20 protein-coding genes are annotated in these 22045 nt (G+C 46.4%); 9 read left to right on the top strand and 11 right to left on the bottom strand.

The window, feature by feature from the left end; all coding sequences use genetic code 11:
• The first annotated feature begins 13 nt into the window (after window positions 1-13).
• The 3 genes from L5M37_RS00885 to rnd all read left to right on the top strand — a co-directional run bounded on the left by L5M37_RS00885 (window position 14) and on the right by rnd (window position 3935).
• Entirely contained in the window at window positions 14-877 is an 864-nt protein-coding gene (locus L5M37_RS00885; RefSeq protein WP_263199049.1) for an alpha/beta fold hydrolase, read from the top strand.
• 204 nt (window positions 878-1081) lie between these two features.
• Window positions 1082-2755: a long-chain-fatty-acid--CoA ligase FadD gene (gene fadD / locus L5M37_RS00880; RefSeq protein ID WP_263199047.1), complete on the top strand. Its 1674-nt coding sequence runs from the start codon at window positions 1082-1084 to the stop codon at window positions 2753-2755.
• Window positions 2756-2825: 70 nt separating this feature from the next.
• Window positions 2826-3935, top strand: coding sequence for a ribonuclease D (gene rnd / locus L5M37_RS00875; protein WP_028760194.1), 1110 nt, complete (start codon window positions 2826-2828; stop codon window positions 3933-3935).
• 93 nt (window positions 3936-4028) lie between these two features.
• Here rnd and minE read toward each other — a convergent pair whose 3' ends face one another.
• From minE to minC, 3 genes are read right to left on the bottom strand one after another with little or no spacing between them, the layout of a single operon-like run.
• The gene (gene minE, locus L5M37_RS00870) at window positions 4029-4286 is read right to left on the bottom strand and encodes a cell division topological specificity factor MinE (protein ID WP_028760193.1); all 258 of its coding nucleotides are present in this window, start codon (window positions 4284-4286) and stop codon (window positions 4029-4031) included.
• Window positions 4287-4288: 2 nt separating this feature from the next.
• A complete protein-coding gene (gene minD, locus L5M37_RS00865; RefSeq protein WP_006086391.1) occupies window positions 4289-5098 on the bottom strand; it encodes a septum site-determining protein MinD in 810 nt (269 codons plus the stop codon).
• A 27-nt stretch (window positions 5099-5125) separates the two neighbouring features.
• Complete coding sequence (gene minC / locus L5M37_RS00860; RefSeq protein ID WP_006086392.1) at window positions 5126-5791, bottom strand: septum site-determining protein MinC; 666 nt, start codon at window positions 5789-5791, stop codon at window positions 5126-5128.
• A 122-nt stretch (window positions 5792-5913) separates the two neighbouring features.
• On the opposite strand from minC, the gene L5M37_RS00855 reads away from it, so the two are divergent.
• Both L5M37_RS00855 and L5M37_RS00850 read left to right on the top strand, forming a co-directional pair.
• The gene (locus tag L5M37_RS00855; RefSeq protein ID WP_028760191.1) at window positions 5914-6192 is read left to right on the top strand and encodes a YcgL domain-containing protein; all 279 of its coding nucleotides are present in this window, start codon (window positions 5914-5916) and stop codon (window positions 6190-6192) included.
• A gap of 143 nt (window positions 6193-6335) precedes the next feature.
• On the top strand, window positions 6336-6776 hold the full coding sequence (locus L5M37_RS00850; RefSeq protein ID WP_219250509.1) for a YcgN family cysteine cluster protein: 441 nt from the start codon (window positions 6336-6338) through the stop codon (window positions 6774-6776).
• A gap of 174 nt (window positions 6777-6950) precedes the next feature.
• Here the strand turns inward: L5M37_RS00850 and L5M37_RS00845 are convergent, their stop codons facing one another.
• On the bottom strand, window positions 6951-8471 hold the full coding sequence (locus L5M37_RS00845) for a methyl-accepting chemotaxis protein (RefSeq protein ID WP_105253108.1): 1521 nt from the start codon (window positions 8469-8471) through the stop codon (window positions 6951-6953).
• A 469-nt stretch (window positions 8472-8940) separates the two neighbouring features.
• Between L5M37_RS00845 and pheS the strand changes: the two genes are divergently transcribed.
• The 4 genes from pheS to lpxM all read left to right on the top strand — a co-directional run bounded on the left by pheS (window position 8941) and on the right by lpxM (window position 13670).
• Complete coding sequence (gene pheS / locus L5M37_RS00840; protein ID WP_006081368.1) at window positions 8941-9924, top strand: phenylalanine--tRNA ligase subunit alpha; 984 nt, start codon at window positions 8941-8943, stop codon at window positions 9922-9924.
• Window positions 9925-9939: 15 nt separating this feature from the next.
• Window positions 9940-12327: a phenylalanine--tRNA ligase subunit beta gene (gene pheT, locus L5M37_RS00835; protein WP_263199045.1), complete on the top strand. Its 2388-nt coding sequence runs from the start codon at window positions 9940-9942 to the stop codon at window positions 12325-12327.
• Between the two features lie 3 nt (window positions 12328-12330).
• Window positions 12331-12627 (top strand): integration host factor subunit alpha, encoded by a 297-nt coding sequence (gene ihfA, locus L5M37_RS00830; RefSeq protein WP_006081370.1) that lies wholly within the window; start codon window positions 12331-12333, stop codon window positions 12625-12627.
• A gap of 104 nt (window positions 12628-12731) precedes the next feature.
• Window positions 12732-13670: a lauroyl-Kdo(2)-lipid IV(A) myristoyltransferase gene (gene lpxM / locus L5M37_RS00825; protein ID WP_131525470.1), complete on the top strand. Its 939-nt coding sequence runs from the start codon at window positions 12732-12734 to the stop codon at window positions 13668-13670.
• A gap of 155 nt (window positions 13671-13825) precedes the next feature.
• On the opposite strand, the gene hypA is transcribed toward lpxM, so the two are convergent.
• From hypA to L5M37_RS00790, 7 genes are all read right to left on the bottom strand, one after another.
• Window positions 13826-14179, bottom strand: coding sequence for a hydrogenase maturation nickel metallochaperone HypA (hypA, locus tag L5M37_RS00820; protein WP_028760186.1), 354 nt, complete (start codon window positions 14177-14179; stop codon window positions 13826-13828).
• Window positions 14179-15195 (bottom strand): hydrogenase expression/formation protein HypE, encoded by a 1017-nt coding sequence (gene hypE, locus L5M37_RS00815; protein ID WP_131525471.1) that lies wholly within the window; start codon window positions 15193-15195, stop codon window positions 14179-14181. The genes hypA and hypE overlap by 1 nt, the downstream gene beginning before the upstream one ends.
• Window positions 15188-16327, bottom strand: coding sequence for a hydrogenase formation protein HypD (gene hypD / locus L5M37_RS00810; protein ID WP_263199044.1), 1140 nt, complete (start codon window positions 16325-16327; stop codon window positions 15188-15190). Before hypD ends, hypE begins: the two co-directional genes overlap by 8 nt.
• 62 nt (window positions 16328-16389) lie before the next feature.
• The gene (locus L5M37_RS00805; protein ID WP_263199042.1) at window positions 16390-16635 is read right to left on the bottom strand and encodes a HypC/HybG/HupF family hydrogenase formation chaperone; all 246 of its coding nucleotides are present in this window, start codon (window positions 16633-16635) and stop codon (window positions 16390-16392) included.
• On the bottom strand, window positions 16635-17432 hold the full coding sequence (gene hypB, locus L5M37_RS00800; RefSeq protein ID WP_105252278.1) for a hydrogenase nickel incorporation protein HypB: 798 nt from the start codon (window positions 17430-17432) through the stop codon (window positions 16635-16637). The genes L5M37_RS00805 and hypB overlap by 1 nt, the downstream gene beginning before the upstream one ends.
• A 187-nt stretch (window positions 17433-17619) precedes the next feature.
• On the bottom strand, window positions 17620-20037 hold the full coding sequence (hypF, locus tag L5M37_RS00795) for a carbamoyltransferase HypF (RefSeq protein WP_263199039.1): 2418 nt from the start codon (window positions 20035-20037) through the stop codon (window positions 17620-17622).
• 94 nt (window positions 20038-20131) lie between these two features.
• Complete coding sequence (locus tag L5M37_RS00790) at window positions 20132-22045, bottom strand: NiFe hydrogenase (protein ID WP_263199037.1); 1914 nt, start codon at window positions 22043-22045, stop codon at window positions 20132-20134.

Raw genomic sequence — 22045 nt, 5'->3', positions numbered from 1 at the left:
CATCAGAGGCATTATGTGGCAATCTTTCGCCCCCAAAAATCAAATTGAATTTGTATTACCTCATATTACGGTCGCGGGCCGATTATGGGGGGCGAAGGATAAACCTTTATTACTTGCCTTACATGGTTGGTTAGATAACGCCAACAGTTTTGAACCCTTAGCAGCGCATTTACTTGATTATCAAGTGCTTGCCATTGATTGGCCGGGACACGGCTTTTCTGCACATAGGCCGGGACACTATCCGCTGCATTGGATTGATTATTTGTATGATTTAGACGCGTTGTTAACGGCATTACCGCAAAAGCCAGCGGCAATGATTGGGCATTCGCTTGGCGGTATTATCGCCTCAGCTTACACGGCGACGTTTCCCGAAAAGGTTAACAAGCTGGTATTGATTGAAGCGTTAAGCCCCTTGTCTGAGTTGCCAACGCAAGCTAAGGCGCGATTGAAAAAAAGTTTCTATCAGCATGAGAAGTATTTAACTCAGAAGCATGGGCAGGTAAAGATTTACGACAGTATAGATACTGCGGTGCGGGCGAGGGCACATTTAACAGGACTTGCCGAACCTTGGTGTCGTTTGTTGCTCGATCGTAATATGCAGCCCGAAGGTGATGGCATAGGTTGGCGTAGTGATCCTCGATTAAGATTAGATTCACCCCAACGATTAACCTTCGCCCAAGTTGATGCCTTGATGCAGGACATCAATGTCGAAACCTTATTAATTTGTGGCAAACAGGGATTTAGTCAGTTGCAGAGTGCGATACCTAAGGCCAGAACGTGGTTCAAGCATTTGTCTGAGCACATAATTGAGGGCGATCATCATGTGCATATGGACAATGCCGAAGGCGTTGCACGTTTGATCCGCAAATTCGTTTAATAGGTTGCTTATATGGGTATAAAAAAGACGCTAGGTTTTTTGTTTTTTTTATGTGATGATGATCAAAATTAAAACGCTCGTATGATTTATGACGAGTAAATCAATAACTATAAAATGTAAGCCGGTATTTTAACTCGGTATTTATCGAGTCTTGACGCTTGTATGGATATTGTTTCCGCAGTTGTGGGGATTTAGGAGAGAGTAGTGGATCAGCCTTGGATTAATCATTTGCCAGAAGATGTGCCTGCTGAAATTAATGTGGAACAATACTCATCGCTTGTCGACATGTTCGAGACAGCGGTGGCTAAGTATGAAGATCAACCTGCATTTATCAACATGGGTGCCACGCTAACCTACCGTAAATTGGAAGAACGCAGCCGAGCATTCGCTGCGTATTTACAAAATGAATTAAAGCTTGAAAAGGGCGACCGTGTCGCTTTGATGATGCCAAACCTGTTGCAGTATCCCATTGCATTGTTTGGTGTTTTGCGTGCTGGTATGGTGGTTGTTAACGTTAACCCACTTTATACACCGCGCGAGCTTAAACATCAGTTGATTGACTCTGGCGCCAAAGCCATTGTGGTGGTGTCAAACTTCGCCCGCACTTTAGAAGAAGTGGTCGATCAAACTCCCGTTGAAAGCGTGATTATCACCAGTTTAGGTGATCAATTAAGTGCCCCAAAACGCACCTTAGTGAACTTTGTGGTGAAGTACATTAAGAAGTTAGTGCCAAAATACAATTTACCCCATGCTTTATCAATGCGCGATACCTTATCAACGGGTCGTCGCATGCAATACATCAAACCTGAAGTCACTAACGACGACTTAGCATTTTTACAATACACAGGTGGCACCACTGGGGTCTCTAAAGGCGCTATGTTGACCCATGGCAATATTGTTGCAAACGTATTGCAGGCCGATGGTGCATATTCTCCCGCTTTAAACGATGGCAGTGAGTTTGTCGTAACGGCCTTGCCGCTGTATCACATCTTCGCCTTGACCGTGAATTGCCTGCTGTTTTTGCACAAAGGTAGTCAGAATTTACTCATCACCAATCCTCGCGATATCCCAGGATTTGTGGCTGAGTTGAAAAAGTATCCTTTCACTGCATTAACTGGGGTGAATACCTTATTTAACGCTTTAGTGAACAGTGATGATTTTTCCCAGTTGGATTTCTCACGCTTAAAACTCTCTATCGGTGGCGGCATGGCGGTACAAAAAGCCGTGGCGGATAAATGGCAAACCATTACTAAAACCCGTTTACTTGAAGGTTATGGTCTGACGGAAGCCTCACCCTTATTAACCTGTTGTCCATATAACTTAGACGGTTATAACGGTTCAATTGGTTTTCCTGCCCCTTCGACACTGATCCAAATCCGTAATGATGACGGCAAGGTATTAGCCCAAGGCGAAACCGGCGAGCTGTTTGGTAAAGGTCCTCAGGTGATGAAAGGCTATTGGCAACGTCCTGAAGAAACCGCCAAAGTGATCGACACTGACGGCTGGTTAGCCACGGGCGATATTGGTTATATGGATGAGAAAGGTTTTTTCTATATTGTCGACCGTAAGAAAGACATGATCTTAGTCTCAGGCTTTAACGTATTCCCTAACGAAGTCGAAGAAGTGGTCGCACTTCATCCCAAAGTGATTGAAGTGGCTGCCGTTGGTGTGCCAAACGACGCCAGTGGCGAGTTAGTGAAGGTATTTGTGGTGGCAAAAGATAAATCTTTAACCGCTGAAGACATCATTAAGCACTGCCGTATTCATTTAACGGGATATAAAGTGCCGAAGCTGGTAGAATTTAGGGACGAGTTACCTAAAACCAACGTGGGTAAAATCTTGCGACGAGAGCTTAGAGACGAAGCTAAGCGCGCGTAAGATTGAAGCCGGCATTTGCCGGCTTTTGTTTTTATGGACTGTGATTGACCCACAGGATCTGGAGAAGAATTTGTCAGCGTTTCAATATGTGAGTGATGAAGCAAGCCTTAATGCCCTCGTTGCCCAATATAAACAGAGTAAGATACTCGTGTTAGATACCGAGTTTGTTCGTACTCGTACTTATTATGCCAAGTTAGGTTTGATCCAAGCCTATGATGGTAAAACCTTAGCTTTGATTGATCCGGTGGCTTTACCAGATTTAGCCCAATTTTGGGCGCTGTTATCGGACCCGAATATCGTTAAGCTAGTGCATTCCTGCAGTGAAGACTTAGAAGTTTTTGCCCACTATGGCAAATGTCAGCCTACGCCTTTGTTTGATAGCCAAATTGCCGCCTCTTTGTGTGGTATGGGCCACGGTGTGGGTTATGCCAAGTTAGTTGAAACTTGCCTTGGTGAAGTAATCGATAAAGGTGAATCGCGTACAGATTGGATCCGTCGTCCTTTAACGGAAGCCCAGTTAAGCTACGCCGCCAATGACGTCCTGTATTTGTATCAGCTCTATCCTCAACTGGAAGCGAAACTCAGCGCCCAAGGGCGTTTAGCTTGGTTATACGAGGAAGGGGAAAGGATGACTCAGGGCAGGCTTGCCGATCCTGATCTTGATACAGCCTATTTGAAAGTGAAAAATGCTTTTCAACTCACTGAAATTCAATTGGCTTACCTTAAAGTGCTCGCCAAATGGCGCCTTGAAAAAGCCTTAGTCCGTGATTTAGCCTTAGGTTTTGTGATCAAAGATCATGGTCTTATTGCATTAGCGAAGAAGCAACCTAAAACTTCGGCTGACTTGTTTAAGCTCAATGACTTGACCGAACAGGAAAAACGCATCCACGGCAAAGATTTATTACGTGTGCTACAAACTGCGGATTTGGTTAATTTACCCGAGTTAGTGGATGTATTGGCGTTAAAATCAGGCTACAAATCGGCCTTTAAAGCGATTAAAAGCTGTTTGGTCGAATTATGCGAAAAGCATGATGTGCCGCAGGAAATGCTCGGTTCTAAACGTCATATCCATGAGTTTTTGCAATGGCGTTGGGATAAGCAACAAGGGGATTTACCGGCAGTGTTATGCGGTTGGCGAGGGGAATTGGCAACTGAGGCTTTAGCAAAGCTTGAGGTCTAGTGCTTAATATTTCGTACTTGAAGCTATCGCTGAAAAACATCCACATCAAAATGTCATCTTCAATTGAAGATGACATTTTTTTGTGTCATCGACTTATCTGTCAGGCAAAGTGACGTTAAGCTCGAGTACCGACAGGTTGGCGTCGTTTTGATCTAACTGCACAGAAACTTGATCATCAGAAATCGGCACATATTTGCGAATAACGGCAATGATCTCTTGTTTCATCTGTGGGAAATAATCGGGAGTGTCCCTTTGTCCACGTTGATGAGCCACGATGATCTGTAGGCGCTCTTTTGCCATTACCGCAGTGCTAGGCTTTTTCTTGCTTTTGAAATAGTCGAGTAAAGACATAATTAGCTACCAAATATCCGTTGTAAGAAACCTTTCTTTTCTTCCGTAATAAAGCGTACTGGTACATCTTCACCCAGTAAGCGTGCGACTGTATCACTGTAGGCTAAACCTGCATCACTTTCTTGGTCGATAATCACAGGTACGCCTGAGTTAGAGGCTTTCAGTACAGATTGTGACTCAGGAATAACGCCGAGTAGCTCAATGGCCAGAATTTCTTGAACATCGTCAACACTCAACATTTCGCCCGATTTTACACGGCTCGGTGAATAGCGAGTCAAGAGTAAATATTCTTTTATCGGCTCTAGATTCAGTTCTGCGCGGCGTGATTTGCTTTGCAACATACCTAAAATACGGTCTGAGTCGCGCACTGAGCTGACTTCTGGGTTCGTGGTCACAATGGCGATATCGGCAAAATACAATGCCATCATAGCGCCTTGCTCAATCCCTGCGGGAGAGTCACACAGAATAAACTCAAAGTCTTTGGCCAAATCGTCTAAAACACGGCCAACACCTTCTTTGGTCAGTGCATCTTTATCACGGGTTTGTGAAGCGGGTAAAACGAATAACTTATCGCAGCGTTTATCTTTGATCAGCGCTTGATTTAAATTGGCTTCACCATTGATCACATTAACGAAGTCATAAACAACACGACGCTCGCAACCCATGATCAAGTCTAAGTTTCGTAAACCTATATCGAAATCAATAACGACTGTCTTGTGTCCTTGCATGGCAAGACCGGTCGCAATTGCAGCACTCGATGTGGTTTTACCTACGCCGCCTTTACCTGAAGTGACAACAATAATTTGTGCCATGTTTCTCTCTATCCTTTGTTCTGCCATTTAGAGGGGCAATGATTCAACCATAAGCGACTCACCGTTTAGGCGAATGCAGCCGCTTTTATCTGAGCTATGTTGTTGTAGATTTTCAGCGAGCCAATATTGCCCTGCTATTGAAACGAGTTCGGCCTCCAGAGAGTGGGCAATGATAACGGCGCTGGTATCGCCCGCGGCGCCTGCCATGGCTTTCCCTCGTAATGCGCCATAGATATGAATGCTACCATCTGCGATGACTTCTGCGCCATTGCCTACCGCACCAAATATGATTAAATCACCATTTTTTGCGTAGACTTGTTGGCCTGAACGAATATTTTGCTTCACTATCTTAGTTTGGCGCGGGGCTGGCGGCGGGGTACTACTCTGTTTTCCCGCTTTGACTATGGCAAGGCCTAAGTCTTTTGCCTGTTTACTGAGTACGGTTGTCGCGCCCGTTATGCCAACAATCACTAATTGACGTGAGATCAGCAGATCCTTTAACGCACTTAAATTCAAGCTGTCGTGCTGAATGGCACTCAGATTGACGACTAAAGGAGCACCCAGAAAAAACTGAGGAGCCTGTGCCAATTTATGGTCTAATTCAGTCATGACAGCTTGTAAATCGCTGCTATTAATATGAAGCACTGAAAGAGTAAAAGAAGCGCCTTTTAACTCTAAGCTAGGTTTTGACATCCCGGCACTATTCTCCAGAAATCATCAGTCGGTTCGCTGATTTTACAATTAAATTACTAGGCGACCATGTTATAGTGTGCCCCATTGACTGGCAAGTTTGAACTATTGGATATTTGATTCTTATGCTATGTGCCGTTTATAAAAGTAGCCGAAAGGCTGATACTTATTTATTTGTGAAGAAAAGAGATTGTTTTGACGATGTTCCAGTGCCTTTGATGGAAATGTTTGGCGTGCCAAAGTTGGTGATGGTGTTTCCTATCGCTAAACGCGACGCGTTAGGAATGGCAGATATACATAAAGTCAGAGCAGCCATGGCAGAAAATGGCTTTTATTTACAAATTCCGCCACCTCAGGTGAATTTATTGGCTGAGCATAAGCTAAGTCTTGGGATCAAAGATTAACTGGGTAGCATCAAGACGCTGCTAATGAGCTCTGGCGCGTCAAACCACACTCGTTAATCTCAGTGGCATTGCGTATCTGACGACAAATTAGTGTAAAATAGCCCGCATTGAGCGGGTTTTTTATTAAGAAGATACAGTTAATCATGGCATTTTGGCAGAGTAAAACATTAGCGCAGATGAGCACAACCGAGTGGGAATCCCTGTGTGACGGTTGTGGTAAATGTTGTTTAAACAAGTTGATAGATGATGAAACCGAAGACTTGTATTACACTAATGCAGCTTGCCTTTTGCTCGATCATCAAACGGCAGGCTGTCTGCATTACAGTGACCGTTTCACCCATGTCCCCCAATGTACAGTGATCACGATTGATAATATCCATGAGTTAACTTGGTTGCCCGACAGTTGTGCCTATCGCCGCCTAGCGGCAGGGCGTGAGCTACCGAGCTGGCACCCGCTGCTCACAGGCTCCAAAGAAGCGATGCATTTAGCGGGTATGTCGATCCAAGGCAAGGTGGTGGATGAAAGACGCGTGAAGGATATTGAAGATCATATCGTGCTATGGCCACTTAAAGACGTGGATTAACAGACGTGAATTCATTTTGCCGTAGCGTTATCGATTGAAAATTAACTGATTAATTGAAACGACACTTGTTGATTGGAAAGTGACCGTCAGAATGAAAACAACAAGGGAGCGATTATCGCTCCCTTGTGCATTTTGGGTGTTAAGTGAATTTAAATTCCATCAAATAATGCGCAACTAGATTTTTAATCCCACCATCAACTGATCAAGTTGACCAGCTGTTGCTTGCAGCTCATCACAACCTGAAACCGACTGGTTGGCCGATTGCTCCACATCGTGTGATTGGTTGCGAATTTCCATTAAGTTAGTCGCAATCTCGTTGGCCACTGCCGACTGCTCTTCGGCCGAGGTCGCAATTAGCACACTCATTTCAAACACTTTGTTGCTGTGGTGGGCGATAAACTCTAAGTCTTTACCCGTTTGCAGTACGTGTTGTTTACCTTCATTGGCTTGATTCACAGTACGCGACATCACTTGTGTCAGATTGCGAGTACCCGATTGAAGTGATTCGATCATGGTTTTGATTTCAACCGTTGCGGCCTGAGTTCTCCCCGCTAAAGTACGTACTTCATCGGCCACCACTGCAAAGCCACGACCTTGTTCACCGGCGCGCGCCGCTTCAATTGCCGCGTTGAGGGCCAGTAGGTTGGTTTGCTGGGAAATCGCATTAATGGTTGACACCACTTCATCAATTTTACTGGCGTTGTCATTGAGTACACCTACCGCATTTGAGGCCGCGGAGATTTCATCCGATAACACATCGATGGCCTTAACTGTGGTTTCAATATCTTTCCCGCCTGCGCTAACCTGTTGATTGGCTTCTTGGGTTTCGGCTGAGGATTGTTCGGCATTGCGGGCAACTTCTTTCACTGCGGCAGTCATTTCTTCCATTGCCGTCGCTAAGGAGTCCAGATGTTGTCTCTGGTTTACCGCCAAGGATTGACCTTGCTGCGCTGTGCTACGAAACGATGATACAACTTCGCGTATTTTAGCGGTCGATTCTGCGATTTGCTTGACTAAGGTATGTTGACGTTCTACTAAGGTATCTATGCTGATGGCTAAGATACTGAACTCGTCTTTTACTTCGAAGAAGTTTAAACGCCCCGTTAAATCACCCGATGCGGCCCGTTTTAATGCCATCACTGTCGTATAAAGTGCGCCGCCTACGAAGGTTGAAATGTAATAGCTGAACAAAAATAGCACAAACAAGAGTGCCGCCATTAGGCCATAAACCAGCAGGTTATCGTTGGCGAGCAAGGCATCAATTTCTTTGCTGTCTAGGGGAATAATCGTGATCAGGTTTTGATCGTTAACGCGACTCACAGCTCTAGGTTGCTTACCGCTATCATCAATACCACCACCACTGCGAGCGATGGATTGGGCTTTGCTATCGGCTTCATTTACCGAAACAATGCTGACATTACCTTCAATTTCGCGACTAAGTTGATTAAGGATAGTTTGGCGTTCTTGCTCTGGTAGTTTGTTATATAAGCTGCCAGTGACTTGGTTGATTTGTTGTGAAGCATTTTGCAGACTGTTGAGCTGTCCTTGAATTAAGGTTTGCTGGGATTGGTTATCTAGGAAAAGCGCCAGTCCAACAATCATCAACATAGGAACGATAGAGAGAATAGCGAATTTAGTTTTTAAGGTCATATGGATAAGATATTGATCTATCCAGCGAAATTTTACTTCTTTCATGAGTGCCTCGATAAAATGGGCCATAAACCGAATTTATATCGGTCAGTTTGCCATAGACTTTATAGTTTTCTGTTTTGTAATAATTTATATGGTTAATGTAGTCTAATTGCAGTCATTATTGTGTTGTTTGCTGCAATTTTGGCAAGGTACAGATGTGAGTTTACAGTTTAGTTACAAGTGCTGCTAGTGGCTGAAAGCGGAAGTTGTTTACGTCAGAATCGAGGTTTGGGTTTCCCCTTGAGCAAAACTCAGGCTCTGAACTGGGGTAACACATGAATTTGCATGATAAAAACCCCCAATAAGCCCTAGTAATATGCCGCTCGCTCGCGTAAAATTTCTATCCTTTTATTTCGTTATAGCTAGCAAAGCGTCTGGCATTAACGCCCGATAACCTGAGCACCCAAATAGCCTGAAAGTTTGGCGCCCATAGCACTTGTTTATCAAGCGCGACTATGCAGTGGAAGAGAAAATGCAGCAGTTAACTGAGATCGTAGAACAAGCCTTAGTCATTATTGACCAGGCCAGTGATCTAAAAGCACTGGATGATATCCGTGTCGATTACCTTGGTAAGAAAGGTAAGATCACCGACATGATGAAAATGATGGGTAGCTTAAGCCCTGAAGAAAAGCCAGCCTTTGGCCAAGCGGTCAATGATGCTAAACAGGCGATTCAACAAAAATTAACTGAGCGCATCGATGGTCTGAAGAGTTCGGAATTGGAAGCCAAATTAATCGCTGAAAAGATTGATGTGACTTTGCCAGGCCGCACCCAAGAGATCGGTGGGTTACATCCTGTGACTCGAACCATTGAGCGCATCGAAACCTTTTTCGGGGAATTAGGGTTCTCGGTAAAGCAGGGCCCTGAAATTGAAGATGATTTCCACAATTTCGACGCACTGAATATCTCTGAGCACCATCCTGCGCGTGCTGATCATGATACCTTTTATTTCAATCCTAAACTGATGCTGCGTACCCAAACTTCGGGCGTGCAAATTCGTACTATGGAAACTGAAAAGCCACCATTACGCATTATTTCTCCGGGCCGTGTTTATCGTAACGATTACGACCAAACTCACACGCCTATGTTCCACCAAGTGGAAGGGCTTTTGGTTGATGAGCATGTGAACTTTGCCGAATTGAAAGGCATTTTGCATGACTTCCTGCGTAACTTCTTCGAAGAAGATCTGCAAGTGCGTTTCCGTCCATCTTACTTCCCATTCACTGAACCTTCAGCGGAAGTGGACGTGATGGGCAAAAATGGTAAATGGCTAGAAGTGCTTGGCTGCGGTATGGTACATCCGAATGTGCTGCGCAGCGTTGGCATAGATCCAGAAAAATACTCTGGTTTTGCTTTTGGTATGGGTGTCGAGCGCTTAACTATGTTGCGTTACGGCGTAAACGATTTACGTGCGTTTTTCGAAAACGACCTACGTTTCCTGAAGCAATTTAAATAACGGAGCTGTAATAGCATGAAATTTAGCGAATCTTGGCTTCGTGAATGGGTAAACCCTTCAGTCAGCCGTGAAGCATTATCCCACCAGATCACTATGGCCGGTCTCGAAGTCGATGACGTTGAAGCCGTGGCTGCCGATTTTAGCGGTGTCGTGATTGGTGAAGTGGTGGAGTGTGGTCAGCATCCCGATGCCGATAAACTGCGCGTGACCAAAATCAACGTTGGTGGTAGCGAACTTATCGATATCGTCTGCGGTGCACCAAACTGCCGTCAGGGTCTTAAAGTGGCCGTGGCTATGGTTGGCGCCGTATTACCTGGCGATTTCAAAATCAAGAAAGCCAAGCTGCGTGGCATGCCATCAGAAGGCATGTTGTGTTCGTACAGCGAGCTTGGCATCAACGTCGAAAGCGATGGCATCATCGAATTACCATTGGACGCGCCATTAGGCACTGACATCCGTGATTATCTGCAACTTAATGATGCCGTTATTGATGTGGATTTAACGGCTAACCGTGCCGATTGCTTAGGTATGGCAGGTCTTGCCCGTGAAGTGGGCGTGTTAAACCGCCAAACAGTGGTTGAGCCACAGTGGCAAGCCGTCACGCCAACGACAGATGCACAGCTCACGATTAACGTTAACGCGCCTGCAGCGTGTCCACGTTACTTAGGCCGTGTGGTTAAAAACGTTAATGTGAAAGCGCCTACGCCATTATGGATGCAGGAAAAACTGCGCCGTAGCGGTATTCGCTCTATCGATCCTATCGTGGACATCACTAACTTTGTGTTGATTGAATTCGGTCAACCTATGCACGCTTTCGATCTGGCCAAATTAACAGGCGATATCCAAGTGCGTTTAGGCACTGGCGAAGAGAAAATCACTCTGCTTGATGGCAGTGAAGTTACGATTCCAAGTGATACCTTAGTGATCGCCGATGATGCGCGTCCATTAGCACTCGCCGGCGTGTTTGGCGGCGAATACTCAGGCGTGAGCGACACGACCCAAGACATACTGCTTGAATGTGCCTTCTTCGCGCCGCTTGCCATTATGGGTAAGTCACGTCGTTTAGGTTTGCATACAGATTCATCACACCGCTTTGAGCGTGGTGTTGACCCTGAGATGCAACACAAGGTTATCGACCGTGCTACGCGTTTAGTACTGGATATCTGTGGCGGTGAAGCTGGCCCTGTAGTTGAGGCTAAATCAGAAGCTGATTTACCCAAACCTGCACAAATCGTTTTACGTCGCAGCAAGTTAGATCGAATTTTAGGTCACCATGTACCAGACACAGATGTGGTCGAAATTCTACAACGTCTCGGCTTCAGTGTGGTTGTGGGCCAAGATAGTTGGCAGGTCACTACCGCGACTTATCGTTTTGATATGGCGATTGAAGAAGATTTGATCGAAGAAGTTGCCCGTATTTACGGTTATAACAATATCCCGAATACGGCGCCTGTTGCTGCGCTGCGTATGTCAGATCATAAAGAATCTGACTTAAGCCTAAAACGCGTGCGTGCCTTATTGGTCGCTCGTGGTTTCCAAGAAGCGGTAACCTACAGTTTTGTCGATCCAAAATTGCAAAATCTGGTTCATCCTGGTTTAGACGCTATGGTGTTACCAAACCCAATTTCCAGTGAAATGTCGGCCATGCGCCTGTCAATGTTCACCGGTTTATTGGCCGCCGTTGGCTACAACCAAAGTCGTCAACAGAGTCGCGTGAGACTTTTTGAAACTGGCCTGCGCTTTGTTCCTGATATCAATGCAGAATCCGGTGTAAGGCAGCAAGCAATGCTCGCTTGTGTCATTACTGGGCTCCAAAATGATGAACATTGGGCTATGGAATCGAAAACTGTTGATTTTTTCGACCTTAAAGGTGATTTAGAAGCAATTATCGGCTTGACAGTTTCCGCATCAGAATTTAGCTTTAGAGGAGCGACGCATTCTGCTCTCCATCCGGGGCAATGTGCTGAAATATTGAGAAATGATCGAGTGATCGGTCATATAGGTGCAATCCATCCTAGTTTGGAGAAGCCTTTTGGACTCAATGGTAAAACCATCGTTTTTGAGTTGGAATTGGATGCTTTATTGCATACCAGTTTGCCGCTAGCCCAAGCTGTATCTAAGTTTCCAGCTAATCGTCGTGACATCGCAGTCGTAGTAGATGAGAGTGTATCTGCAGGTGATGTAATGAAATTGATAAGAAAAGTTGGCGAAAATCAGTTGGTTGGCATAAACTTGTTCGATGTATACTTAGGTAAAGGTGTTGAACCTGGCAAGAAGAGCCTGGCGATAGCACTTACATTACAAGACACTACTCGTACGCTTGAGGAAAAAGAGATTGCTGAGACCGTTGGTTCAGTCGTTTCTGCCCTTAAGTCCGAGTTCAACGCATCGTTGAGGGATTAAAGTATGGCACTTACCAAAGCCGAAATGGCAGAACATCTTTTTGAAACACTCGGAATGAACAAACGTGTCGCCAAAGAGATGGTTGAGTCGTTCTTTGAAGAGATTCGGGGCGCACTTGAAAGTGGTGAGCAGGTCAAGTTATCTGGCTTTGGCAACTTTGACCTTAGGGACAAGAATCAAAGACCGGGAAGGAACCCAAAAACAGGCGAAGATATCCCAATTTCTGCTCGTCGTGTCGTGACTTTCCGTCCCGGCCAAAAGCTGAAAACTCGTGTAGAAGCAGCAAACACGGGTAAGTAATTTCGTTTGTTTGATGGGAAAGCCACTCCTTAGAGAGTGGCTTTCCTGTTTATTTTTTTGTGTAATATCTCCATTATTTCTATCCACTGTCTGAGGTGAATTCTTTGTCAAGACAGCCCAAACATTTTGACCGTCGTTTTAAACTCGCCTTATTACACCCTAGATACTGGGCCACTTGGTTAGTGATTGGTCTATTAGTGATTTTCGGACTCATGGCCGCATGGCTGCGTGATCCTATTGCAAGATTATTGGCAAAAATAGTGATGCCAATTGCCAAAAAGCCCATTAGCGTTGCGAGAGCCAACTTAAGGGCGTGCTTTCCTGAACAATCTTCCGCCGAGATTGAAGTGTTAATCCGTGAGAACGTGCAAAACTTCGTTTTGGTGTTGTTAGCACAGGGCGAATTGCTGGTGCGCTCAAAAGCGCATTTACGTCGTAGAGTCAATTTAATCGGCTTTGAGCATGTGACTAAAGCGCAGGCTGCGGGGCAGCCGATCATTTTTATCATGCCCCATGTGTGGCCAATTGATTATGCTGGTTTACGCCTTAACCTTGAGTTGCCTATGGTGACTATGGCCAAAGCCCATAAAAACGGCTTATTCAATTGGTTTAGTAATCGTGTACGCAGCAGTTGTGGTGGCCATGTGTATATGCGCGAGGCGGGCATTCGGGCGTTATTGGCTGAGCTTAAGCGCGGTAACAGTTTCTTTTATCTGCCCGATGAAGACTTAGGTCCTGAACAAAGCGTGTTTGCGCCTTTTTTAGGCACAGTGAAGGCAACGCTACCTGTTGTTGGGCGTTTAGCGCAGGCGGGGAATGCCCAAGTGCTGCCAGTAAAGATTGGCTACAATCAAACGTCACGCCAATTTGATCTCACTGTGATGACGGCCGTTGCGCCTGAAGACATGGTGGGCAAAGAAAATGAGGCGTTGGCACTGAACAAAGTGGTCGAGCAAGTTATCTTAGCTTACCCAGAGCAGTATATGTGGTTCCTGCGCGTTCTCAAGACGCGCCCAGAGGGTGAAGCTTCTATCTACAGCTGATGTAGCGTGACTGAAATAGTGTGGTTTAAAATGGCTTTGAGCTCTGTGTGCTCGAAGCCATTTTTGTGTTGAAGAGCGTTCTTTATTGATAGCATTCTTTATTTATAGAGCGTTTTATCAATAGCGTTGTCGTTAACAATGCGTATCGTGGATGATTAATCCTCGTTCTGCTCCATCTCAAGTTGCATCAGTAACATATCTTCGCCATCGAGTACGCGAGTACGAAAGCTTTGACATGCAGGGCAGACGACCGTGCGCTCACTCAGTACGGATTCAGTCTGGCAGTCTTGGCAAAGTATCACTAGCGGCTGAATTTGCATATTGAGTAGGGCTTCTTTGCAAATCCCATCGAGCTTGAACGTATCGAAGGCCGTTTGTAGCAGGCTAGGTTCAACCCCGCTCATGACTCCCAGTTTGATATCCACTCGGGTGATTTTATCGGCATGATTGGCCAGCGCGTGCTGTTCGCATTGCTCAATCAGGGCACTCACAATCGAATATTCGTGCATCAGCAAATCCTTGGCAGCAGTTCACCTTGGGGAAGATCGAGATAACGCTTAGTATTCCAAGGCGTTCTTAGTACGACTTTCCCCACTAAATCATCACTCACAGTGCCGATTATCGCTGCATGCTCACAGCGCCCAAAGCGTTGCATGATCTCGAGCGCGCCTAAGGCGATGTCGTTGGGAACAGCGAGGATGAAAGTGCCTTCGTTGGCAAGATCCATGGCTTCGAAACCATAGAGTTCGCACAGACCTTTGACTTCATCGCTAACGGGAATACTGGCTTCATTCACTGTGATGCCGACATTGGAGGCGACGGCCCATTCGTTGAGCACCGCCGATAAGCCGCCGCGAGTCGCATCGCGCATCGCATGAATGGGAATATTGGCGGCGATCAATTGCTCGACTATGGGCCAGAGCGTCGCGCAGTCACTTTGTAATGCTGATTCGAGCGTGAGTCCTTCACGCGCCATTAAAATCGCTGCACCGTGGCAGCCAATATCACGGGAGACAATAATGGCATCGCCCACGGTGACATTCGCCGCGGAAATATTGGGACGCAAGATGCGACCAATGCCTGAGGTATTAATAAATAAACCATCGGCGCACCCCTTGGGTACGACTTTAGTGTCGCCGCAGACAATCCGTGCACCACTGTGTTTTAATTCTTTCGCCATACTGCGGACAATCGTAGTTAAATCCTTGATAGAAAAGCCTTCTTCTATGATCACACTACAACTCAAATACTGAGGTTCTGCGCCCATCATAGCGAGATCGTTGACTGTGCCTGCGATGGCGAGCTTGCCGATATCACCGCCGGCAAAAAATAAAGGGGATACGGTGAAAGAGTCTGTGGTAAAGGCATTAGCACCGTGCAAATCGAGTTTAGCAGCGTCTTCTTCGCTGCGAAGGATTGGGTTATCAAACTCGGCAAAAAACAGATCACGGATCAGTTTATTCATTTCTTTGCCGCCACCGCCGTGGCTGAGTTGAATGGATTTATCTTTAAGCGTATCAGCCATGATGTGGTTCCTTGATATCGATACCTTGATAGCGGTAATAGGCATTGCAAGCACCTTCGGAGCTGACCATGCAACTGCCTAAGGGCGTTTCGGGATTGCAGCCGCGGCCAAAAACTTTACAGTCCTTTGGTTTAGCAAGCCCACGAAGAATATCACCACACTGACAGGCTTTATGATCGTCAATTTCCTTCACCGGTAGGCGGTCTTTAAAGCGCAGTTCGGCGTCTCTGTGGGCATATTCGGGTTTAAGCTGCAGCGCTGAATTGGGGATTGGGCCTAGTCCACGCCAGCGAAATTGCGGTCTGACATTGAAGAATTGATTTACTTTGGCCTGCGCCGTGAGGTTGCCGTCCTCCGATACTGCGCGGCTGTATTGGATATCGAGCTCAGCTTTACCCGCGGCTTTTTGGCGCACAATCCGTAAAATCGACTCCATCACATCGACGGGCTCAAATCCTGCGACAACCACGGGTGTGCCATAGTTTTCGACTGTGCTGCGATAGATTTTTGCGCCGCTGATCACGCTCACATGGGCTGGGCCGATAAAGGCGTTCACTCTGGCTTTTGGGTCGTGCATTACGGCATCAATTGCGGGTGGCACTAATACATGATTGATATGAAACAGTAGATTTTCGAGTTTTTCTTGTTCGGCCAGTTGTAACAAAATTGCTGTCATTGGGGTTGAGGTTTCAAAGCCAATGGCGAAGAACACTACGGTTTTATCGGGATTGTCGCGGGCAATTTTGAGCGTATCTAAGGGATCGTAAATTGGGCGAATATCGCAGCCCTTGGCCCTAAAACTGGCTAAAGAGCCTTGAGAACCAGGCACACGGATCATATCGCCCAGCGTCACAAGAATAACATTTTCTTGGGAGGCAAGCGCCGCGGCTTGGTCGATGCGCTCTTTAGGCATAATGCACACTGGGCAGCCAGGACCATGGATAAATTCAATATTATCCGGCAGTAAATCTAGCAAGCCGTATTTCATAATCGTATGAGTATGGCCACCACAGACTTCCATGATATTGATTTGTTGTTTAACCAATTTAGCAGTTAACCGAATATCCCGTGCTAAATTGGCAATCGTTTGGGGATCGCGAAAGCCTTGATAGAGGTGTTTTAGTTCAAGCATGCTTTTTCCTCGGTGCACTCGATAGGGGTGCGCCTTGCGACTTAATCCTGCACTGCTGATGGTCAGTGTATGGCTTCATTTTCAAGCTTAGTGACGATTTCTTTGTATAGATCAATGCTTTGCTGCGCATCGTCCTTATCAATTTTGTTCATCACAAAACCAATATGGATAAGTACATAGTCGCCAATTTCCAGTGGCTCATTCATTAAATGACTGCTGACATCGCGGCGCACGCCTAAGGTATCGACGGTGACACTCTGGCGCTCAATATCGACCGCCACCACTTGGGAAGGTATGGACAAGCACATTATTGTGCACCTCGAATATTGTCTTTAAGCCAAGCGGCTACAGCCTGCATGGAGTCGCCATCTTTAATTGAGACTTCAATAATTTGAGTTGCTGGATTGAGTTTTTTAAGCTGCGCTCTGGCTTCGTCCATCTTGAAATCAAAATAGGGCAGTAGATCGCACTTTGTGATAAAAACTACATCGGCGCGGCGGAACATCACAGGATATTTTTCAATCTTATCATCACCTTCTGGCACTGATAGCAGCACGATATTTTTGTGAGTGCCCACATCATAACTGGCTGGGCAGACGAGATTACCGACGTTTTCGACAAAGCAAATATCGAGTCCTTCAAGCGGCAGATGATGTAGGGCACCGTGCACCATAAAGGCGTCGAGGTGACAGGCGCTGCCCGTTTGAATTTGATAGGCCTTAATGCCTTTAGCGATGAGGCGGTCGGCATCGCGGGAGGTTTCTAAGTCGCCCTCGATCACCGCATAGTTGAGCTGCGTGTATTCTTTGAGATTTTCTAATAGGGTGGTTTTGCCACTGCCCGGGCTACTCATGATGTTGAAGGCAGTAATATTATGTGCCTCAAAGTGGGCGCGGTTATGTCCAGCTTCGACATCATTTTTATCTAAAATTTTGTGGATGACTGACAAGGTTTTTTTATCGTTTAACTGAGGATTTGTGTGTAACTCTTGATGGCTATGCTCATGAGTATGTGAATGGTCATGATTATGCTCATGGCTATGGGCATGCGCGCCTAGATGATCATGGTCGTGGCGGGTAAGGGAGCAGCCGCAGTCTTTACACATTTTACCTCTCCTTGTATCGGCAGAGTACGAGGACTTTGCCTGACAAATAATGATTGATGTACGAATCGTTAATTTGGTTACGCTAATGTTGAGTGTGATACAAATTGCGCTACGGATCTTTGATGTTCGTCAGGTTTATGGGGATAAAAATGGCGAGCGAACATCAGGGGGTATCAAATAAGTAAGGTTATTGACTCTGATGAATGCCATACCAAAGTTGGCCTAGGGCGATGCCGCCATCATTGATGGGTATCTGTTTACTGGATAACACTTTATTTCCTTGGGCGCTGAGCTTGCTCAGGCAGTATTCCAAGAGGTATTTATTTTGAAATACGCCACCGCAGAGCACGGTTTGGAGGTGTTGATACTGGGCAGCATAATCACAGATAGCATCACCTAATGTGTGTAAAAAGGCGCGGGCGATGGCATAGCATCTATTGTCTGTTAGCGGTTGTGCTGTAATCAATTCAACAATTTGCTTGAACATCTCACTGCTTCGCCACTGGTCGATGTCAAGAGGTAAGTTAAGCGAAATGACTTCAAGGGCTAATGCATCGGCGCGATTGGCCGCGGCTTCTATCGCCATGCCCGCTTGACCTTCAAACAGTGTGGTTTCTATTAAGCCTAAGGCGCAGGCGAGGGCATCGAACAGTCGCCCGACAGAGGAGGTTTTTATCGCGCTGCCGTTCTGCCAGATCTTATGTAAGTTAGTCAGAGTGTTTGGGCGCATGTTGTTTAATATAGGTAATTGTAATGCGAGCACAGTATCGAGGCTCATTTGTTCGAACAATAATGCCAGTAATAACCTCACGGGTTGCTTAATGGCTTGCTCGCCGCCTAGCAGGGCTATGGGCTCAAAATGGGCCAGTCGCTCGGCTTTATCGAGCGTAGTTAATAGCACTTCACCGCCCCATAAACTGCCATCGTCGCCAAGCCCTGTACCGTCAAAACTAAAGCCCAATACGGGATCTCGATATTGGTTAACTGCCATTACGCTGAGCACATGGGCATGGTGGTGTTGCACCGATAAACATTGATTTTGACGGGTATCGCTGAGTTTTATACTCGGGTTTGAGTGCATTTCAGCCCAGCGCGAAGGGGCATAATCTGGGTGTTTATCGCGAATAATAAGATTTGGCGTAAAGTGATACAACCGAGCAAAAGTGGCTAAAGTGCGCTCAAAATATTGCTCGGCGCTGACACTGAACAGGTCGCCAATATGGGGACTTAAAAACACATTATTGCCAAAACCTAAGGCGATGGCATTTTTTTGTTGTGCGCCCACGGCCAAAATCGATTGGGTCAGCGGTATCTCTAAGGGGAAACTTAACGGTGCATAGCCGCGGGCGAGGCGCAATACTTGCACCTCTACGGAGGAATCTAGTTGCGGCTGGATCACTTGCACCACACTGTCATCACAGCCATTAATAATCGGCCGATTATGATCGACTATCGCATCCACCACATGGCTTAAGTGACTAATAAGCTCATCACAATCAGTGATGATAGGTTCACCGGAAACATTGGCGCTGGTTGCAACTAATGGCCCTTTGAAGAGACCTAATAGCAAATGATGTAGCGGTGTGTAGGGTAAAAATACCCCGAGTTTATTCAGATTGGGGGCGACAGCTAAGCTGAGATCATGTTCGGCTCGGCTGCTCATAAGCACTATGGGCCTTTCCTGCGAACTCAGCACTCGCCACTCGGCATCCGTCCCTGTGACATAGTGCTGCGCCATGGTGATATCCGCCATCATCACCGCTAGCGGCTTGGCTTGGCGCTGTTTTCGCAGCCGGAGTGCGTTGACGGCATTGTCACTTCGGGCATCACAGATTAAGTGAAATCCACCCAATCCTTTAATTGCCAGAATCTGCCCTTGGCGTAATCTATCAGCCGCAGCTGTCAGTACCGCAAGGTCCGTACTCAATTCAGGTGCGCTGACATTTGAGGCACTGGGAAGGATGTATTCCCCTTGCGGTGTTTTTAAACTGAGTCTGGGGCCACAGGCGGGGCAACTTATGGGCTGGGCATGGTAGCGGCGGTCGAGTGGGTTTTGATATTCTTTGGCGCACTCGGGACACATGTCAAAATCGGCCATGGCGGTGTTGTGTCTATCATAGGGTAAAGCATTGATAATCGTGTATCGAGGGCCACAGTTAGTGCAGTTGGTAAAGGCATAGCCAAAGTGGCGGTCATCAGGATTATGTATATCGTTCATGCAGTCTTGGCAGGTACTTTTATCTGCCGATACAGCCACTTGCGCACCTATCGGTGAACTTGGGTCATCGTCCTCATGGCTGTCGCTTTTTATAATCTCAAACGTGGTTTCTCTTAATAAAATTGGCAGTGGTATTTGGCTGATATTGTCGATACGGGCGAGTGGCGGTGGAGTGGTATTGAGTACAGTGATAAAGCGAGTGAGGTTTTCATCATTACCTTGCAGCTCAATGGTCACGCCCTTGGCATTGTTGAGCACAGTACCCGTCAGTTGAAACTCAAGGGCATAACGATAGACAAAGGGGCGAAATCCCACCCCTTGTACTATGCCAGTGACGTGCAACTGACAACGCTTTAACGTGGCTCCCTTGTGGACAAGGTATTCCAATGCCAGCCTTCGTTTTATCTGCAGGTCACTGTGCTTTTTGTGGCGACTATTGTGCCTATGTGGCTTCATACGTTGTGACTTAACTTTTGGCCTCCTAATCATGGGCATTCAGTTGGCGCTGCTTAACGTAAAGTGCACCAACGGCTAAGTTATCGCCGTCTAAATCTAGGCTGCGATTGATCACCAATGGAAAGTTTTTGCCTAAGCGCAAGCTGATGCGTTTGCACAGGGTTTCATTGATTAATTCATTGCCCGCTAAGGCTATATTGTGCACGCCGATATTTAAGTCGATATGCTCGATCCAGTTAGATAAATAGTCCGCCAGCGAGTCTTGCATCGCAAAGGCGAGCTGACTTGGATCGTCATTACCCGCAATACGAAAACTTAACACAGTGCCTAAGGTTTTACACCAATTTAGGCTGCGGTGGGCTTCACCTTTGGTCAGCGGATAATCGATACGCGGTGCATTGGCACCGTGGTAGCGCATGGCAGCGGCCATGAGTGCATCGCTGAGCCTTGCTTGGCTTTGAGTCTCTTCTTGTGTATTAAGGCCAATTAATATGGCAGCAATCGCCCACAGGCTTTGTAAGTTGTCCCGTCTGCCGTGAAGCTTTAGGCTTAAAAGTTTTAGGTAATCTTCGGGGAACAGGCTCTTAAATTTTTGTGCTACGGCTTTTTGCGGACTGCTGTCCAGTTGATGGAAGATTTCGTAACCGTTATCGGGTAGCTCGGGCAGGGCAAAGAAGAGTTCAGTGTCGCCCTTATTATTGCAGGTGACAATTTGACTGGCGTGGCTATGGCTTAAGTAAATGACCGCGGCATTTTTTGCCTGTTTATGACTGGTAAATTTACCGTTGAGCAGCGCACTAAATAGCGCAGCGTCTGCAAGGGTGTGATTTTCTGTGTTGACTGTATTTTGATTATTATCGCTTAGCATACTGGTGCAATGAATATCACTGTCTTCACTTGACGGTACTTGAGTCAATACTGCCACACTCAGTTCGCCTTGGTGCGATCGTGAACGTTTCGCCGCTTGCCATTGGGCTTGATAACCGTGAAAACTGACTTTTCCCCTTAAGGGTTCTGGAGCGATAAAGTGCTTGGTTTGAACCTGTGTTGAGCTTAAATCGTGACTGGCGATTTGTGCCCAAGCACCATCGACCCAAGCTAGCTTCGGCCTATTATGCGGCCCTTTAATGTAAACCCAATCGACCCCTTTTTGTCGTAATACTTCCCCGAGCACTAAGATCACTCGGCTGTAGGCAAAGCAAATGTCGTACAGTGGCGCACTGAGTTTGTCGTGTTCTTGCGTGGGTCTCGCGCAGATAAGCGGCTTTTCAATACTCGAAAGCGCGAGCACCTGCGCATCGTTCAGACAAAAATGGGCGTTCAGCGTATTGGGATTACAAATTAACAGTTGTGGCCGCTCGCTTAAGGGCTGCTCAAACGGTGTCAGGCTGATTTGCAGATTATCGGCGGCCGCTAATGTCAGTGGGCCTTGTGTCAGCAGTCCCTGTGCCATGGCTTTAATATCTGACAAGGTTAACGCTTTTTGTGCGGACGTTAATTGTGTTTCGCCCTTGCAGCAAGGGCAAATTAAATCGAGTGTGCCAAACTTAGCCGACTGATTATCGCCAATCAACGGATAACAATGCTGGCAAAAAGGCACTATGGCAGGGCTTGATCCAGACTGTGGAAAGGGCAGTAAGGTTTTACTGCCTTGGGGCTCGTCGATGACTTTAATACTAGAGTCAATCAACCAAGCGGAAATCAAAAAATCCGCGGCAATGGCATCGGCCAATTGTTCTAGTTGGTTTTGCTCGCCCTGAGCTTCAATAAAATAGCTTTGGGGGCCAAAGTCATGTTGGCCACTATATTGACCTGAGCTATGTTGACCATCACAGCCTATGCTGATATTTAGTTCATCATAATTTAGATATTGATTACATAAATGCGCGTACAAAGGCACCTGACGTGAGCAGGTAAAATCAAATCTGATGTTTTTCAT

The sequence above is a fragment of the Shewanella sp. SM69 genome, assembly GCF_025653985.1.
GTDB lineage: Bacteria > Pseudomonadota > Gammaproteobacteria > Enterobacterales > Shewanellaceae > Shewanella > Shewanella oncorhynchi.
Note: the sequence above shows the minus strand (reverse complement) of the source record. Positions and strands in the feature narration are given on the sequence as shown.

What these genes read in the sequence shown, in the direction of transcription:
- minE (WP_028760193.1), bottom strand. Translation starts at nt 4,286, where the DNA reads ATGTCTTTACTCGACTATTTCAAAAGCAAGAAAAAGCCTAGCACTGCG.
- hypA (WP_028760186.1), bottom strand. Translation starts at nt 14,179, where the DNA reads ATGCACGAATATTCGATTGTGAGTGCCCTGATTGAGCAATGCGAACAG.
- L5M37_RS00845 (WP_105253108.1), bottom strand. Translation starts at nt 8,471, where the DNA reads ATGAAAGAAGTAAAATTTCGCTGGATAGATCAATATCTTATCCATATG.
- pheS (WP_006081368.1), top strand. Translation starts at nt 8,941, where the DNA reads ATGCAGCAGTTAACTGAGATCGTAGAACAAGCCTTAGTCATTATTGAC.
- L5M37_RS00805 (WP_263199042.1), bottom strand. Translation starts at nt 16,635, where the DNA reads ATGTGCTTGTCCATACCTTCCCAAGTGGTGGCGGTCGATATTGAGCGC.
- L5M37_RS00855 (WP_028760191.1), top strand. Translation starts at nt 5,914, where the DNA reads ATGCTATGTGCCGTTTATAAAAGTAGCCGAAAGGCTGATACTTATTTA.
- ihfA (WP_006081370.1), top strand. Translation starts at nt 12,331, where the DNA reads ATGGCACTTACCAAAGCCGAAATGGCAGAACATCTTTTTGAAACACTC.
- L5M37_RS00790 (WP_263199037.1), bottom strand. Translation starts at nt 22,045, where the DNA reads ATGAAAAACATCAGATTTGATTTTACCTGCTCACGTCAGGTGCCTTTG.
- minD (WP_006086391.1), bottom strand. Translation starts at nt 5,098, where the DNA reads ATGGCACAAATTATTGTTGTCACTTCAGGTAAAGGCGGCGTAGGTAAA.
- minC (WP_006086392.1), bottom strand. Translation starts at nt 5,791, where the DNA reads ATGTCAAAACCTAGCTTAGAGTTAAAAGGCGCTTCTTTTACTCTTTCA.
- L5M37_RS00850 (WP_219250509.1), top strand. Translation starts at nt 6,336, where the DNA reads ATGGCATTTTGGCAGAGTAAAACATTAGCGCAGATGAGCACAACCGAG.
- hypE (WP_131525471.1), bottom strand. Translation starts at nt 15,195, where the DNA reads ATGGCTGATACGCTTAAAGATAAATCCATTCAACTCAGCCACGGCGGT.
- hypB (WP_105252278.1), bottom strand. Translation starts at nt 17,432, where the DNA reads ATGTGTAAAGACTGCGGCTGCTCCCTTACCCGCCACGACCATGATCAT.
- pheT (WP_263199045.1), top strand. Translation starts at nt 9,940, where the DNA reads ATGAAATTTAGCGAATCTTGGCTTCGTGAATGGGTAAACCCTTCAGTC.
- hypD (WP_263199044.1), bottom strand. Translation starts at nt 16,327, where the DNA reads ATGCTTGAACTAAAACACCTCTATCAAGGCTTTCGCGATCCCCAAACG.
- L5M37_RS00885 (WP_263199049.1), top strand. Translation starts at nt 14, where the DNA reads ATGTGGCAATCTTTCGCCCCCAAAAATCAAATTGAATTTGTATTACCT.